This is a genomic window from Bacillus cabrialesii (genome assembly GCF_004124315.2).
Classification (GTDB): Bacteria; Bacillota; Bacilli; order Bacillales; family Bacillaceae; genus Bacillus; species Bacillus cabrialesii.
On the sequence record NZ_CP096889.1, the window covers coordinates 2,806,652 to 2,822,604 of the forward strand.

18 protein-coding genes, 1 tRNA gene and 1 riboswitch are annotated in these 15,953 nt (G+C 44.8%); of the genes, 4 read left to right on the forward strand and 15 right to left on the reverse strand.

The window, feature by feature from the left end; translation table 11 throughout:
- Nucleotides 1–175 precede the first annotated feature (175 nt).
- The 3 genes from cotQ (at nucleotide 176) to EFK13_RS14400 (ending at nucleotide 2,137) form a co-directional block, all read left to right on the forward strand.
- Nucleotides 176–505 (forward strand): inner spore coat protein CotQ, encoded by a 330-nt coding sequence (gene cotQ / locus EFK13_RS14390; RefSeq protein WP_119996119.1) that lies wholly within the window; start codon nucleotides 176–178, stop codon nucleotides 503–505.
- Nucleotides 506–669: 164 nt separating this feature from the next.
- The gene (locus EFK13_RS14395) at nucleotides 670–1,125 is read left to right on the forward strand and encodes a GNAT family N-acetyltransferase (RefSeq protein WP_129508000.1); all 456 of its coding nucleotides are present in this window, start codon (nucleotides 670–672) and stop codon (nucleotides 1,123–1,125) included.
- Nucleotides 1,126–1,312: 187 nt separating this feature from the next.
- Nucleotides 1,313–2,137 (forward strand): YsnF/AvaK domain-containing protein, encoded by an 825-nt coding sequence (locus EFK13_RS14400; RefSeq protein ID WP_129507999.1) that lies wholly within the window; start codon nucleotides 1,313–1,315, stop codon nucleotides 2,135–2,137.
- Between the two features lie 64 nt (nucleotides 2,138–2,201).
- On the opposite strand, the gene EFK13_RS14405 is transcribed toward EFK13_RS14400, so the two are convergent.
- From EFK13_RS14405 to sdhC, 12 genes are all read right to left on the reverse strand, one after another.
- A tRNA-Arg gene (locus EFK13_RS14405) sits at nucleotides 2,202–2,275 on the reverse strand.
- A gap of 129 nt (nucleotides 2,276–2,404) precedes the next feature.
- The gene (locus tag EFK13_RS14410) at nucleotides 2,405–2,914 is read right to left on the reverse strand and encodes a metallophosphoesterase (protein ID WP_129507998.1); all 510 of its coding nucleotides are present in this window, start codon (nucleotides 2,912–2,914) and stop codon (nucleotides 2,405–2,407) included.
- Nucleotides 2,915–2,928: 14 nt separating this feature from the next.
- The gene (locus EFK13_RS14415; RefSeq protein WP_129507997.1) at nucleotides 2,929–3,525 is read right to left on the reverse strand and encodes an XTP/dITP diphosphatase; all 597 of its coding nucleotides are present in this window, start codon (nucleotides 3,523–3,525) and stop codon (nucleotides 2,929–2,931) included.
- 12 nt (nucleotides 3,526–3,537) lie between these two features.
- Nucleotides 3,538–4,275, reverse strand: a complete 738-nt coding sequence (gene rph / locus EFK13_RS14420; RefSeq protein ID WP_129507996.1) for a ribonuclease PH — start codon at nucleotides 4,273–4,275, stop codon at nucleotides 3,538–3,540.
- Between the two features lie 111 nt (nucleotides 4,276–4,386).
- Nucleotides 4,387–5,487 carry a spore germination protein GerM gene (gene gerM, locus EFK13_RS14425; RefSeq protein WP_129507995.1) on the reverse strand — a complete coding sequence of 367 codons (1,101 nt, stop codon included), beginning with the start codon at nucleotides 5,485–5,487 and terminating at the stop codon, nucleotides 4,387–4,389.
- 114 nt (nucleotides 5,488–5,601) lie between these two features.
- Nucleotides 5,602–6,420, reverse strand: coding sequence for a glutamate racemase (gene racE / locus EFK13_RS14430; RefSeq protein ID WP_129507994.1), 819 nt, complete (start codon nucleotides 6,418–6,420; stop codon nucleotides 5,602–5,604).
- 7 nt (nucleotides 6,421–6,427) lie between these two features.
- Complete coding sequence (locus EFK13_RS14435; RefSeq protein ID WP_003222521.1) at nucleotides 6,428–6,868, reverse strand: MarR family winged helix-turn-helix transcriptional regulator; 441 nt, start codon at nucleotides 6,866–6,868, stop codon at nucleotides 6,428–6,430.
- Nucleotides 6,869–7,101: 233 nt separating this feature from the next.
- Entirely contained in the window at nucleotides 7,102–7,326 is a 225-nt protein-coding gene (gene gerE / locus EFK13_RS14440) for a spore germination transcription factor GerE (RefSeq protein WP_003184172.1), read from the reverse strand.
- A 115-nt stretch (nucleotides 7,327–7,441) separates the two neighbouring features.
- On the reverse strand, nucleotides 7,442–7,885 hold the full coding sequence (locus EFK13_RS14445) for an acyl-CoA thioesterase (protein WP_129507993.1): 444 nt from the start codon (nucleotides 7,883–7,885) through the stop codon (nucleotides 7,442–7,444).
- 61 nt (nucleotides 7,886–7,946) lie between these two features.
- Complete coding sequence (sdhB, locus tag EFK13_RS14450) at nucleotides 7,947–8,708, reverse strand: succinate dehydrogenase iron-sulfur subunit (RefSeq protein WP_129507992.1); 762 nt, start codon at nucleotides 8,706–8,708, stop codon at nucleotides 7,947–7,949.
- A gap of 2 nt (nucleotides 8,709–8,710) precedes the next feature.
- Nucleotides 8,711–10,471 (reverse strand): succinate dehydrogenase flavoprotein subunit, encoded by a 1,761-nt coding sequence (sdhA, locus tag EFK13_RS14455; protein WP_129507991.1) that lies wholly within the window; start codon nucleotides 10,469–10,471, stop codon nucleotides 8,711–8,713.
- Nucleotides 10,472–10,504: 33 nt separating this feature from the next.
- On the reverse strand, nucleotides 10,505–11,113 hold the full coding sequence (gene sdhC / locus EFK13_RS14460; RefSeq protein ID WP_064814453.1) for a succinate dehydrogenase cytochrome B558: 609 nt from the start codon (nucleotides 11,111–11,113) through the stop codon (nucleotides 10,505–10,507).
- A gap of 291 nt (nucleotides 11,114–11,404) precedes the next feature.
- Between sdhC and EFK13_RS14465 the strand changes: the two genes are divergently transcribed.
- Nucleotides 11,405–11,851 (forward strand): YslB family protein, encoded by a 447-nt coding sequence (locus EFK13_RS14465; RefSeq protein ID WP_003222508.1) that lies wholly within the window; start codon nucleotides 11,405–11,407, stop codon nucleotides 11,849–11,851.
- A gap of 42 nt (nucleotides 11,852–11,893) precedes the next feature.
- Here EFK13_RS14465 and EFK13_RS14470 read toward each other — a convergent pair whose 3' ends face one another.
- From EFK13_RS14470 to trxA, 3 genes are all read right to left on the reverse strand, one after another.
- Nucleotides 11,894–13,123 (reverse strand): aspartate kinase, encoded by a 1,230-nt coding sequence (locus EFK13_RS14470; protein WP_129507990.1) that lies wholly within the window; start codon nucleotides 13,121–13,123, stop codon nucleotides 11,894–11,896.
- A 126-nt stretch (nucleotides 13,124–13,249) separates the two neighbouring features.
- Nucleotides 13,250–13,429: riboswitch (Lysine riboswitch) on the reverse strand.
- A gap of 64 nt (nucleotides 13,430–13,493) precedes the next feature.
- The gene (uvrC, locus tag EFK13_RS14475) at nucleotides 13,494–15,266 is read right to left on the reverse strand and encodes an excinuclease ABC subunit UvrC (RefSeq protein ID WP_129507989.1); all 1,773 of its coding nucleotides are present in this window, start codon (nucleotides 15,264–15,266) and stop codon (nucleotides 13,494–13,496) included.
- Between the two features lie 133 nt (nucleotides 15,267–15,399).
- Nucleotides 15,400–15,714 (reverse strand): thioredoxin, encoded by a 315-nt coding sequence (gene trxA, locus EFK13_RS14480; protein WP_064814457.1) that lies wholly within the window; start codon nucleotides 15,712–15,714, stop codon nucleotides 15,400–15,402.
- Nucleotides 15,715–15,953 lie beyond the last annotated feature (239 nt).

Here is a 15,953-nt window from a genome sequence, read left to right on the forward strand (position 1 = left end):
ACATTACAACAGAATTTTTCAATTTGATATAAACATGTCATATTTTATGACATAATTTGATTGACATTTAGATCGCAGTCTGACAGATCATCTCGCACACCATATCCATTCGGATAGGCACTTAATCATTCAATCCTCATACATTGATCATATCTTGCAAAGAAAAGGTGATTCGATGAATAAATCATTAGCTGACATGCAAGCATTCCCCGCTGGCTTTCCCAGCTTACCGCAGCCGTATTATCCGGCATCTCCTTCCTTTTACCAGCAAAGCTATCAGCCGTTTGGAGGCTATGGCGGGTACGGACAGCCGTACAGCCAGGCATACAGCCCGTTAAGCACTCCCTCTGCTATGTACTCCTCCTATCCATATGCTTCAGGATTTTACGGACAGCAATTTTCAGGTGCAGGCTTCAGCGGCCATGGCGGCGGTTTCAGTATTCCGGCTACACACGCCGGAGGATTCAGCGGGGCACCAGGCGTACACGGGGGCTTTAGATATTAAAGAAAACCACAAGGGCCGAACATCTAATTCGGCCCCCTTTTTTTACTTTAAAACACCTTTCACAAATATAGTCAGATTTTCTGTCTTTATATTTGGAAACAGGATGGAATATGATTAAGATGAATTGAACTATGAAACCTGTAAGTTTTTGAGGAGGATTCGAATTGTATATAAAAATAGATGATTTAACTGGACATCAGGTGATCTCACTTGTGGCTGAGCATGTACATAGCATGACACTCATGTCCCCGCCCGAAAGCACCCATGCCCTAGGCTTAGAAAAGCTGAGAGGGGCTGAAATCACATTTTGGAGCGCATGGGATCATGATGAACTAGCCGGCTGCGGAGCGCTTAAAGAACTGGACAGAAGACATGGAGAAATCAAATCAATGCGAACGTCTTTATCCCATTTAAGAAAAGGCGTTGCCAAACAGATTCTCCAGCACATCATAGAGGAGGCAAAAGAGCGCGGGTATGAGCGATTAAGCTTGGAAACGGGTTCAATGGCTTCATTTGAGCCCGCAAGAAAATTGTATGAAGGCTTCGGTTTCCAGTATTGCGAACCGTTTGCAGACTATGTTGAAGATCCGAACAGTGTGTTTATGACGAAGATATTGTGAGACGTTTTTATTAGGATAGATAAGTGCAGAAGAAGTTCTGCCTTGTCTATCCTTTTTTATCTTTACACACCTAATTTGCCTGTATAAAACACACCCAGTGTTTTTAATCTTGTTTATTTTAAAGAGCATCGGGAATTAAAGACGACATGAACGATAAAATTCAAAATGAATATAGGAGGAGATTGATATGAAAAGTATAGTTGGTGTATACGAAACTCCACAGGAAACCATCGCAGCAATTGAAGGCTTACTGACAAAGGGCTATGATTCTGACGACATTTCTGTTGTGACAAGCCGTCGAGATACAGATTATCTTGAATCACGTACAGGAACTGAAGTCAATCAGGCCATCGATGCGCATGATAGCGAATCTGAATCTTTTTTCGATAAACTGAAAGATTACTTTACAATGGATGATACTGCTGCACACAGCAAGGCATTATCTGATTTGGATATCACCACTGGCGAAATAGACAAGTATCAAGAGGATCTGGATGATGGAAAACTCCTTGTGGCTGTTGAGACAGATGCAGATGTAAATGCTCCTATTGATAACGGCAGTGCCCTTTCAGGCGGTTTTGCAAGCACAACTGAAACGGCGGATTATACAACGAAAGAAGAAAAAACAATGCCGCTGCGGGAAGAACAATTGAAAGTCGATAAGGAAGACGTCCAAACCGGTGAAGTGGAGATAGGAAAAGAAGTGAAAACAGAACAAAGAGATATGGATATCCCCGTGAGACACGATGAAATTTATGTCGAACGCCGCCCAGTCGATGAAAACAGAGCGGACGCTGCTCCTGTCAACGATTCGGAAGAAATCAGAGTGCCAATCGTTGAGGAAAAACTGGAAGTCACTAAAAAACCGGTTGTCACTGATGAAGTGGTTGTCGGTAAACGCACTGTTGAAGAAAATGAGCACATTTCTGAAACCGTGAAAAAAGAAGAGCCTCGCCTGAATAAAGAGGGAAAAGTTGATGGCTTGGATGATGATCCGTTAAATAACAAGTAAATCACCATAAATCAACAACAAAAAACCTCAAATCCTTAAAGGATTTGAGGTTTTTCTTTCGGTACGTCCCAGGAGAGATTCGAACTCCCGACCGACGGCTTAGAAGGCCGTTGCTCTATCCAGCTGAGCTACTGGGACATGTTTTGTTTTTTCGTTTTCGCTTTAACTATCAGCGACAAGATTTATTATATATGGGATGCAACAATAAGTCAACGGTTTTTTAGAATTTTTTTCATGAGGAAGAAATTTTTCTTCCTCATGACATTTTCATAGTGTGACTTTGTTTTGCAGATCCTCAATTTCATGGCCTGCTTGATCGTAAAAACGCACTGTCGCAGCAGCATTTTCTAATGTCAGTATAGCATAGCTTTCTGTCCTGCGCACCCTCGGAAGCCGGATGCTGCCTGGATTAATCATCAGTTTTCCGCGCAGCACTTCGCTTCCCGCGATGTGCGAATGCCCGAAACAGATAATATCCGCTCCGAGCTCCTCTGCACGATAGTATACGTTTAACAAGGTCTGTTTTATGCCGTGAAGGTGGCCGTGCGTGACCAGTATTTTTTTTGAACCGGCAGTCAGAAGAAGCTCGTTCTTAAAATCGCCGGTAAAATCGCAATTGCCTTTTACAACCGCATAAGGCTCCAGTGCGGGATGCTCTGTTTCAAGCTCAGAGTCTCCGCAATGAATCATGAGATCAACTTCTGCTTCATGCCGTTTCGCGATGGTTTGGAGTTCTTCTTCAAACCCATGGCTGTCACTGATAATCAGCACGTTCATGTACAAGCTCCTCCTTATGCCTCCAAAAGCTTAGACAGCTTTTTAAGCGCGTCAGCCCTATGGCTGATTTTATTTTTTTCATCACTTGTCAGTTCGGCCATTGTCTTATCTTTATCTTTCACAATAAAGATCGGGTCATAGCCAAAGCCGTATTCTCCTCTCGGTTCTTCAGCAATATACCCTTCAACATGGCCTTCGACAGTTTTTGTTTCCTCTCCCGGGATACTTACGGCCAGCGCGCATCGGAAACGGGCCGTGCGCTGTTCTTTTTCGATCCCTTTCAGCTCGCTGAGCACTTTATCGATATTTGCCTGGTCGTCTTTCTGTTCCCCTGCATAGCGGGCGGAATAAACGCCTGGTTTTCCTCCAAGATTATCGATGGACAGACCGGAGTCGTCCGCAATGACCATTTTGTTCACTGCTTTGGCAACAGCTTCTGCTTTGAGAATCGCATTTTCTTCAAACGTATGGCCTGTTTCCTCAATTTCTTCTGTGAATCCAATTTCAGCTAACGATTTGACATCGTAGCCTTTCGGCTCAAGGATTTCTTTAAATTCCTTCACTTTTCCCGGATTATGTGTCGCAATAATTGCTTCTTTCATGATGATCAAGCCTTTCTGTACTTATTTCAGTTCTGGCAGAGAATCACCGAGCACTTCTTTTTGCTTGTCAATCAGTTCCTGAATGCCTTTTTCCGCAAGACCGAGAAGACCGTTCAAATCCTCCCTTGAAAAAGTCGCCTCTTCCCCGGTACCCTGCAGCTCCACAAAGCGACCGCTGCCAGTCATAATGACATTCATGTCAACTTCAGCGGATGAATCTTCTTCATAATTTAAATCTAACAAAATTCCCTGTTCCTTATCAATTCCGACAGAGATCGCAGCAAGAAAGTCAGTGATCGGATTTGTCTTGATCGTTCCCGCTTTCACGAGCTTGCCTATCGCTATCGCCATCGCAAGAAATGCACCTGTAATGGAGGCGGTTCTTGTTCCGCCATCAGCCTGAATGACATCACAGTCAATCCAGATCGTCCGTTCACCGAGCTTTTCTAAATCTACAACTGCCCGAAGCGCGCGGCCGATCAGGCGCTGAATTTCCATTGTTCTGCCGGAAATTTTTCCCTTAGAAGATTCTCTGATTGTTCTTTGGTTTGTCGCCCGCGGCAGCATACTGTATTCAGCTGTAATCCAGCCTTTTCCTCCGCCCCGCAAAAACGGCGGCACGCGGTCCTCAACAGACGCGTTGCAGATTACTTTTGTATTTCCCGCTGTTATTAGAACAGAACCTTCCGGATGGCTGATAAAATCCAAATCGAATGTGATTGGGCGCAGCTCATCATGTTGTCTTCCGTCATGTCTCATGTTTTACCTCCGATTGTATGTACATAAACCATTTTTGTCCCGGAAATTGAATAAAGAAAGAGGCAGCCGGAACGCTAACCTCTTTCTTTCTAGTATATCAAAAATCCCGATTTAAAAACTACCTGTATTCACTTGAGAAGGTCTGGAGACCGGTTCTGTGAGCTTTTCGCCTTTTTCATTTACTAGCTCTGACTTCCCATTTACTTTAACAGAGACACTTTTTACATCCGGCTGCTCCGTTAATGTCAATACAATGCTGTTCAGCACTTCTGAAGAAATCATTTTCGTCTTTTCATCAGCGCTCCCGAATATAGATTGATTGAAGTCTAACGTCACGCGCCCGTCTTTTATTTTCGGTTTGCTGACCAGCTTTACATCTCCACTGAAATCTGTTAACAGCCCGCTCACCTTGCTTGGGCCTTTAGCCAATTCATTGATCGCTGCTGAAATATCATCTGTTTCCGAATTGTCAATTCGTTTTGTCACCGGCACATAGTACTCACTGTCATCGTTTTCCGCCAAATAATAGACAGTGAGCGGATGTGTGGCTGTGAGATCATTCACGCCTGATGTTTCCATGTTAATTCCGTCTTTGCGGCTTAAATCATCTGAGATCGGTGTGCCGCCTACAGGCATCTCCTTCAGTTCATGGCCATTTATTCTCAGCTTCACTTTATCTATCGAACTGAATTGCGTAAGCGTCCATGTCACAGATTGAACAATCTTCTGTTCGTCTTCCTTCTTATAATTTTTAAATTCATTAGAGAAATCAGCTATTGCCGTCCCATCTTTTTTGATGTCTACGTTAACGGTTGTGTCAGCCGGCAATACGGCCCTGAAGCCATTCGGAAGAATCTCTGACACAGGTCCGCCCTGAACGAGGTATTCAAGCGCCTGCTTGGCTGTGCCCTCACTTTTCGGAAGGGGCAGCGTTTGCGCAACGACATACCCGTTTTTATCAATGAGATAAAGCTCCCTCATGACTGTAGATGAGTCTTGATCCGCTTCGGCGGTATCGCTTTTTTCACTTTCTGTTTTTTCCGCAGCTGTTGTATTTGAATCGGCCCCCGCTTCATCGTTCACGTATGTAACGTCTTGAGGCGGATCAATTTCCTCGGCTGCCTTATCAGATTGAAACAAACCGCATCCGGATAATAGCAAGGCAGAGGTGAGACAAGTGGCACCAATGACTGCAGGTCCTTTTTTCAGCATACTTTTCCCTCCTAAGGCTGTTTGTACTATTATGTATACGAGCCTATTTAGGAAATAGACCGAAGAATTCCGGCAAAACAGAAAAAACCCGCAACATGCCGTTGCGGGGGAAAACTATCTTCTAATCGGTTCTTGCAGTGAGATGCATTCTACATGGCCCACCTCATGGCCAAACCAATCATCTGCGATTTTCCCAAACTGATCACGCGCTCCTGTTGTCAGGAACTGATGATCCGGGGCAATCGGAGACTGGTTCAGCAGCCCTTTATATGAGAGAATCGTGCTGACTTCCCGGGCTGTTTCATCGCCGGACGAAATAATGTTTACGTTCTCTCCCATATATCGCTGAATCGATTCTTTTAAAATAGGGTAGTGGGTGCAGCCTAAAATCAGCGAATCAATCGATGTGTCTTTTAACGGAGACAGCGATGTTTTGACAATCTCATCTGCTGTTTTGTCGAGAAACTTCCCGCTTTCCACAAAAGGCACAAGCAGCGGACAGGCAAGGTTCTCAACCTTCAGGTCAGGATTTAATGCCAAAAGCGCTTCTTCGTACGCATTGCTCTTAATCGTATTCTCTGTGCCGATAACACCGATATGTTGATTCTCCGTCACTTTTATCGCTGCTCTCGCACCCGGCTGGATCACTCCGACCACAGGGATGCCGACGCTGCGGCGGATGTCTTCCAGTGCAATCGCTGTTGCTGTGTTGCAGGCGATCACGAGCATTTTGATGTGGTGGTTTTCGAGTAAATAATTCGTCAGCTCCCACGTGTATTGAAGAACTTCTTCTTCAGGGCGCGGCCCGTATGGACACCGTTTTGTATCCCCGACGTAGATAATATTTTCTTTTGGTAGCTGTCTCATGATTTCCTTTGCAACGGTTAAACCGCCAACCCCGGAATCAATGACTCCTATTGGTTGTTCCAACAAAATCGCCTCATTTTCTCTTCATTTCATGCTGCAGTTTCATCAATGATTTTTCGAAGATGGCTATTTCTTCATCTGTAAACGTTTCGAACATATCACGCAGATATTCCTGCCTTTTGGTAATGACCTCTTGTATAATCCGTTCTCCTTCAGGCAGCAGGTGTATCCGGACAACACGTCTGTCCGCCGGGTCCTTGACCCGCTCGACAAGCTCATTTTTCTGCATGCGGTCGATTAAGTCCGTTGTTGTGCTGCACGCCAGATACATTTTGCCCGATAGTTCGCCGATTGTCATATCTCCTAGTTCATAAAGCCATTGCAGGCCGACAAATTGCGGCGGCGTAATCGCATATTGGTTAAGGATTTCTCGTCCTTTTTGCTTAATGATCGCGGCAATGTGGCGGAGTGACTTTTCAATATCCGCAACATGCTCCAAAGGTTTTGATGTCATTTGTCCATCCCTCACTCAAGGATCTCTTACGCACAAAGCGTTCCGTGTCTATTTTCCTTCTTTTTTGAAGAAAATGCAAGACTCGCCGAAGAGAAATAGAGGACTTTAGACAAACAGCATCAAATAGTTTATGCCTTGCCATCCAAGTTTTGCACAGCATTCCAAATATGGTTTCGAACAATACAAACAGCAATAACCGGCTCCTTCCTGAAAAGAAGGAATACCGGCAAGGATTAAAGCTCTAGCTCACCCATTCTAAGAAGCTCAACAACGGCTTGCGAACGCCCTTTCACACCCAATTTCTGCATGGCATTTGAAATATGGTTTCGAACGGTTTTCTCACTGATAAATAGCTCGCTTGCAATCTCCTTTGTTGTCTTATCTTGAACGAGCAATTCGAACACTTCTCTTTCTCTTTTCGTTAGCAGCGGCTTCGATTGAAATTCTTTCTCCTTCAAGTATTGTAACCCTCCTTGCTAAGGTGAGAGCGAATCAGAAACGAATGGGTTTTGATATAGTCAAGATATCTTATGTAAGAAGGGCACAGGAGGTGACGTTTACAAAAGAATTAGTTTATGGTGTATGGAGAAGCGTTTCTTTCTCCTCATCCGTCCAGCTGACAGCCTTGCCGCTCTCCTTTGAAACTTGAACCATCACAACTGCCCCCGTGAAGCAGGGCTCGCCATTGCGGTTCTCTCCGAGATAATGCAAGGTAAGGGATGAACTGCCGACAGCGCTTGTTTTCACATAGATGCGCAACTCTTCATAAGGCATGACTTGGCGAAGATAATCGCATTGCTGGCTTGCCACGACTGTCATGGTCTGTCTGTTTTCATTCATCATATTGAGTTTTTTAAAATAAGAAATCCGCGCTTCTTCAAAGTATACGAAAGGGGTTACATTATTCATATGCCCAAACATGTCCGTCTCGGAAAATCGTACGGATACGTCATTAAAAAAAGAAAAGGATGTTTTCCATTCTTGAAACGGCATATCAATATAAGCGGGAAGCTTCATCGTTTATTCATCTCCTTATTGGTTAAAAAAACCTCTTCCATGCGGAAGAGGTTTTTTCTTCTTATACTCTATCGCTTCCGAAGAAATTGCGGAACGCTTGTAAGTTTGTATCTCTGTTTAAAGCTGCAATCGAAGTGGTGAGCGGGATGCCTTTCGGGCAGGCTTGAACGCAGTTTTGCGAGTTGCCGCAATCTGCAAGGCCGCCCTCATCCATCAGGGCTTCTAATCGGTCAGATTTGTTCATAGCGCCAGTCGGATGTGCGTTAAACAAGCGGACTTGAGACATCGGTGCCGGCCCCATGAATTTCGATTTGCTGTTCACATTCGGGCAGGCTTCAAGGCAGACGCCGCACGTCATGCATTTCGATAATTCATATGCCCATTGACGGCGTTTTTCCGGCATTCTCGGTCCCGGTCCTAAATCGTACGTACCGTCAATCGGTATCCACGCTTTTACCTTTTTCAACGAATTAAACATTCTGCTCCGGTCAACCTGCAAATCACGCACCACCGGGAATGTTTTCATTGGTTTTAAGCGAATCGGCTGCTCAAGCTGGTCAATAAGTGCCGTACAAGACTGGCGGGGCTTTCCGTTTATGACCATTGAACATGCGCCGCATACTTCTTCAAGACAGTTCATATCCCATGTGACTGGGGTTGTCTTTTCGCCTTTCGCGTTAACCGGATTCCGGCGAATTTCCATCAGAGCGGAAATGACGTTCAGGTTCGGGCGGTATGGAACCTCAAATTCTTCATCGTAAGGCGTGCTGTCAGCTGTATCTTGACGTGTGATAATAAATCGTATGGTTTTTTGTTCACTCATGATTATTTCGCCACCTTCTTCTTCGAGTAATCCCGTTTCCGAGGCGTTATCAGTGATACATCGACATCCTGATACTCAAATTCCGGCGCTTCATACGGGCTTACGTGTTTAGCCATTGTTGTTTTGAGCCATTCATCATCATTACGTTCAGGATAATCCGGTTTATAATGGGCGCCCCGGCTTTCATTTCGGTTGTATGCGCCAAGGGTAATCACCCTTGCAAGCTGAAGCATGTTCGAGAACTGGCGTGTGAACATTGCCCCCTGGTTGCTCCATTTTGTCGTATCATTGATGTTAATCTTTTTAAACCGCTCCATTAATTCCTGAATTTTGTCATCCGTTTTCAACAGCTTGTCATTATGACGGACAACCGTGACGTTCGCCGTCATCCACTCACCGAGCTCTCTGTGAAGAACATAAGCATTTTCGGTTCCGTCCATGCCCATAATCTCAGCCCATTTTTCTTCTTCTTTTTTAACATGCGCATCGAATAAAGAAGAAGACATGTCTTCTGCTGAAGATTCTAAGCCGTTTACATATTTCACCGCATTCGGTCCGGCCACCATTCCTCCGTAAATCGCGGAAAGCAGGGAGTTTGCTCCCAAGCGGTTGCCGCCGTGCATAGAGTAATCACATTCCCCGGCTGCAAACAGTCCCGGGATGTTTGTCATTTGATCGTAATCCACCCATAAACCGCCCATAGAGTAATGGACCGCCGGGAAGATTTTCATCGGAAGCTTCCGCGGGTCGTCTCCCATGAATTTCTCATAAATCTCAATGATGCCGCCAAGCTTAATATCAAGCTCTTTCGGATCTTTATGAGACAGATCGAGATACACCATGTTTTCGCCGTTAATGCCGAGCTTTTGATTCACACACACATCGAATATTTCGCGTGTCGCAATATCACGCGGCACCAGGTTTCCGTAAACCGGATACTTTTCCTCCAGGAAATACCACGGTTTACCGTCTTTATATGTCCACACGCGTCCGCCTTCACCGCGCGCTGATTCACTCATCAGCCTTAGTTTGTCATCGCCCGGTATGGCTGTCGGGTGGATTTGAATGAATTCTCCGTTTGCATAATACGCTCCCTGCTGATAAACGATGGACGCAGCAGATCCTGTATTAATCATGGAGTTAGTCGATTTTCCAAAAATGATACCCGGTCCGCCTGTCGCCATAATGACAGCGTCAGAACGGAAGGATTCAATTTGCATGTTTGTCAGGTTTTGCGCAACAATTCCGCGGCAGGTTCTGTCATCATCTAATACTGCGCCAAGGAATTCCCAGCCTTCGTATTTTGTGACCAGACCGGCAACTTCGTATCTGCGCACTTGCTCGTCCAGTGCGTAAAGCAGCTGCTGTCCCGTCGTCGCACCCGCATAAGCTGTTCTGTGGTGCTGTGTACCCCCGAATCGGCGGAAATCAAGCAGCCCTTCAGGCGTCCGGTTAAACATGACGCCCATCCGGTCTAATAAGTGGATGATCGAAGGCGCCGCTTCACACATCGCTTTGACCGGCGGCTGGTTCGCAAGAAAGTCTCCCCCATATACAGTGTCATCAAAATGTTCCCATGGAGAGTCACCTTCCCCTTTCGTATTGACCGCTCCGTTTATGCCGCCTTGCGCACAAACCGAATGAGAACGTTTGACAGGAACGATGGAAAACAGCTTAACCGCCATTCCTGATTCCGCTGCTTTAATTGTCGCCATGAGGCCGGCAAGACCCCCACCGACTACGATAATGCTTGATTGACTCATGATAGCCCCTCTCCCTCTAGTAATCTAGTACTCTTAAACAAATGCAAAAATCGCTTTTAAGCCTACGTAAGACAGTGCAACAAAAATAATCAGCGTAACGTACGTCGAAATTCTTTGAGAACGAGGCGTTACCGTGATGCCCCATGTAACAGCGAAAGACCATAAACCGTTCGAAAAGTGGAAAATTGTTGATAAAACACCGACAATGTAAAACCCAAGCATAGCCGGAGAGCTCAAAATATTCGCCATCATGTCGAAATTGACCTCAGCGCCCATTTGTGCGGCAATGCGCGTTTGCCACACGTGCCAGCTGACAAAAATGAGGGTGATGATACCGGTTACACGCTGCAGGACAAAGAGCCAGTTTCTCATATAGCTGTATTGGCCTGCGTTATTTTTCGCAGTAAACGCTATGTACACACCATAAACTGCATGATAAATTAATGGTAAGAAGATAATAAAAATTTCCAAGGCATACCTGAAAGGCAGACTATCCATAAAATGAGCAGCACTATTGAATGCTTCGGCGCCCCTTGCGGCAAACTGGTTGACGACTAAATGCTGAATGAGAAAGATGCCGACCGGTATGACGCCAAGCAAGGAATGCAATCTTCGAAAATAAAACTCTCTGTTCCCAGACATTACTTTACCCCCTGTTTGATAAGTGCGAAATGTGCTAAATCTCTTCCCCCACTTCTTTCAATTGTAAGCACTTTATTAAGATTTATTGACAATTTCATTTTACTCCTCCCTCAAAAGGGCGTCAAGAAAACGCGTACATAAATTATAATTTTCCGAATTGAATAGTTGATTCAAAAATTTTATTTTATCAATATATATTTCTTCTTAATTTTTCATAAGAATTACAGGATCATTCTGTAATCCTCACCCCTGTTTGGGCTATAATATACGAAGGAGAGAGGGGAGACAGATATGAAGTCTAAATTTGAAGCATCTATTGACAACCTAAAAGAAATTGAAATGAACGCTTATGCCTACGAACTAATACGAGAGATCGTTCTCCCAGATATGCTTGGCCAAGATTACTCTTCCATGATGTATTGGGCAGGGAAACATCTCGCCCGTAAGTTTCCTCTTGAATCATGGGAGGAATTTCCGGCCTTCTTTGAAGAAGCGGGCTGGGGAACCCTCACCAACGTAAGCGCTAAAAAACAAGAGCTTGAATTTGAACTTGAAGGGCCGATCATTTCCAACCGGCTGAAACATCAGAAAGAACCTTGCTTTCAGCTGGAAGCTGGTTTTATCGCTGAACAAATTCAATTGATGAATGACCAGATTGCCGAATCATATGAACAAGTGAAAAAAAGAGCAGATAAAGTGGTTCTGACTGTGAAATGGGATATGAAAGACCCAGTGTAATCAAAAAGGCGGCGACTCCATGTCCCGCCTTTTTCATTGTCATTATACAGCTGAAGGGTGTTTTGAAAGCTCAAATGCATCGTGCAGCGCTTCGACCGCTTTCACCATGTCATTTTCGCTTACAACTGTTGACACTTTGATTTCAGATGTGCTGACCATTTTGATTAAAATGTTCTTTTCCGCAAGTACAGCAAACATTTCAGCCGCTACACCAGGGTTTGATACCATGCCGGATCCGACAATGGACACCTTAGCCAATTTGCTTTCTGTCTCGATTTTCTCGAATTCAAGCGCGCCTTTATACTCTTCAAGCACCGCAACGGTTTGGTCTGCGTCTTCTGTTTTGACAGAGAAGGAAATTCCGGTCTGATTGTCGCCGGCCTGCGTTTGAATAATGATATCAACGTTAATGTTTCTTTTGGCAAGTGTTGTAAAAATGGTAGACAAAGTTGTCAGGCCGCCAGTCAGCCCGTAAATGGTTACTCTTGTGATTTGATCTTCGAACGCAATGCCTCTGACAATTAGATTTTGCTCCATGGATGATTCCTCCTCAATTAATGTTCCCGCTTCTGTTTCTGTACTTGAACGCACTTCTAACGGCACTTCGTAATTCTTCGCGAATTCAACGGCTCTCGGATGAAGAACGCCGGCGCCTAAATTGGCAAGCTCAAGCATTTCATCGTATGAAATGCCGGCAAGTTTTCTCGCTGATTTCACAAAGCGCGGATCGGTTGTAAACACTCCGGGCACGTCCGTGTATATGTCACATTTATCCGCTTTTAACGCGGCAGCCAAAGCAACTGCTGTTGTGTCTGAACCGCCCCGGCCCAGTGTCGTGATTTCAGAGTCCTCTGTCATGCCTTGGAATCCTGCGACAATGACAATTTTTCCTTCTTCAAGCCGGCCTGTTAAAGCCGAAGTGTCGATATCTGTAATTCTGGCGTTTCCGTGAACGGCTTCCGTGCGGATTCCCGCCTGCCAGCCAGTATAGGACACAGCGTCATAGCCTTTTTCCTGCAGCGCCATTGAAAGCAGTGAAATGGTGACCTGCTCGCCCGTCGCCAGCAGCATATCCATTTCGCGTTTGCTCGGCTCGCCAGAAATTGCTTTTGCAAGGCTGACCAATTCGTCAGTTGATTTCCCCATAGCCGAAACGACGACAACGACTTGATGGCCCTTCTGTTTTTCTGCAATTGCGCGGTTTGCCGCATTTTGAATTTTTTCGACTGAGCCGACGGAAGTCCCTCCGAATTTTTGTACGATAAGACCCATGTATTACCACCCTTTACATTTTGGTTCGTGCGGGTGAGGAGAAAGAGCGCTTTGTCCACAATAAAAAAAGCAATGAGAGGAAATGCTCTCATTGCTTATCAATTAATCATCATGAATGATTATGAACAACGAGATAGCCCTCCAAGAAAATGATTTCTTGACAGCCTTACATTTATTCAATGCACGGCCAGCAAATAATACCGATGGGGTTTTATTTGCTTCGGCGACGCTCCCCTTTCAGCCTTTTTCACAGAATCCATCTTTCTCCAAAGGCTTACTCTTGAAGTTCGCACCTCTATCTTCACCATATAACACGATCTAACTATGAAATTAGTTCACATTTTATCAGATCTTTTTTAAAAGGACAACATTATTTTTGCAATTTGTCGTAAAGCAGCTGAGCCGCTGCTGCAGGAACACCCGCTTTTTGAATGTCCTCAAGGCTTGCTTCCTTCATTTTTTTAACGGAACCGAAATGCTTTAGCAGCATTTTCTTTCTTTTCTCTCCGATACCCGGGATGTCGTCCAATACGGATTGAAACGCGCTTTTTCCGCGGATTTGCCTGTGAAAGCTGATCGCAAAACGGTGCACCTCGTCCTGAATGCGCTGCAAAAGGTAAAATTCCTGGCTGTTTCGTTCCAGATACACCGCCTCCAGCGGATCCCCGATTAGTAAGTCTGAGGTTCTGTGTTTTTCGTCTTTCGCTAAACCGGCGATCGGAATATCCAAGCCGAGTTCATTTTCAATGACATCTCTTGCGGCGTTGATCTGCCCTTTTCCTCCGTCAATGATGATCAGATCAGGCAGCGGCAGGTTCTCACGAAGCACTCTCGTATAGCGTCTTCTTACGACTTCTCTCATTGAGCCGTAATCATCAGGCCCTGTAACGGTTTTGATTTTATATTTACGGTATTCCTTTTTGTTCGGTTTGCCGTCAATAAACACGATCATTGCGGAAACCGGATTTGTCCCCTGTATGTTTGAGTTATCAAACGCTTCAATTCTGTGAGGCGTATAAATTTTCATTGCTTCACCGAGTTTCTGCACAGCCCCGATGGAACGTTCCTCATCCCGCTCGATCAAGGAGAATTTTTCTTTCAGCGCGATTTTCGCGTTTTTATGGGCCAGCATGAGCAGTTCTTTTTTCGGGCCTTTCTTCGGCTGGTGGACGTTTGTTTCCAGCAGCTGCTCAATCATGGATTGATCTACGCTGTCCGGCACTAAAATTTCCTTAGGAAGGAAGTGGTTGTTTTTTGAATAGAACTGCCCGATAAACGTAAGGAACTCCTCATCTGCTTCCTGATAGAGAGGAAACATGCTGACATCTCGTTCGATAAGCTTTCCTTGGCGGATGAAAAAGACCTGTACGCACATCCAGCCCTTATCATACGCGTAGGCGAATACGTCACGGTCGACTAGATCGTTCATCGTCATTTTTTGTTTTTCCATCGTTGATTCAATATGGGCGATTTGGTCACGAAGCTCTTTTGCCCGTTCGAATTCAAGATTCTCTGCAGCATCATGCATTTTCTCTTCAAGCTCTTTTTTGACCTCATTATAGCCGCCCTTTAAGAAACGGGTTATGCTCTCAACCAGCTCTCTGTTCGTCTCTTCGGAAATGTCCTTTACACACGGAGCGAGACATTGGCCGAGATGATAGTAAAGGCACACCCTGTCCGGCAGCTTGGAGCATTTTCTGAGAGGATACAGACGGTCGAGCAATTTTTTTGTTTCCCTTGCGGCCTGTACATTCGGGTACGGCCCGAAATAGCGCCCTTTGTCTTTTTTGACATTGCGGGTGACGATCAGCCTTGGGTGGCGTTCATGGGTGAGTTTTATGAAAGGATAGGTTTTGTCGTCTTTGAGCATGACGTTATATTTCGGATCATGCTTTTTGATTAGGTTCATTTCTAAAATAAGCGCTTCAAGATTGGAGGACGTCACGATATATTCAAAATCCTCGATTTCCGTCACAAGCCTTTGTGTTTTCGCATCGTGAGAACCGGTGAAGTAGGAGCGCACTCTGTTTTTCAGCACTTTTGCTTTTCCTACGTAGATCACAGTCTGCTGCCGGTCCTTCATGAGATAACACCCGGGCTGATCGGGAAGGAGGGCGAGTTTTTCTTTCAGTTGTTTGTTCATATGGTACCCTTCCTTATGTTTAATCCTTTGTTTCCAGTTTAACACGAACGTTTGTTTTTCTCTATATTTCACGATTGGCGAATAAAAAAAGCGATCCCTCAATCGGAATCGCTCTGGCATAAGCAGCCGAACATTAAAGATGTTTGTTTATAAGCTCTTCAAGCGCTTCTTTCGGTTTGAAGCCGACAGAAGTTTCAACTACTTCTCCGTCTTTTAACACAAGAAGTGTCGGGATGCTCATCACGCCGTATTTTCCGGCTGTTTCTTGGTTTTCGTCCACATCGATTTTTACGATTTTCAGTTTGTCTCCCATTTCTTGATCTAGTTCTTCAAGAACAGGTGCAATCATTTTACAAGGTCCGCACCAAGGAGCCCAGAAGTCAGCCAGTACGACGCCTTCGCTTGTTTCAGCTGAGAAAGATTGATCAGTTGCTTTTACGATAGCCATTATTGAATTCCTCCAATTGTGAAATGATGATTTTTAGTATAGCATCTCCCATTCGTTCACGCTATTTTAATGCTTACAAATTATTTTTTCCTGATCACAATCGGTTTACTCATTTTTATCTGGATTGAATGGGATATATCTACATGATTAAAACACGAATCTGATTATGGCCCCGATCACCACAATAGCCCCGATGATCATTAGAATGGTACGAAGCATAGGATAACATCTCCTCTTCA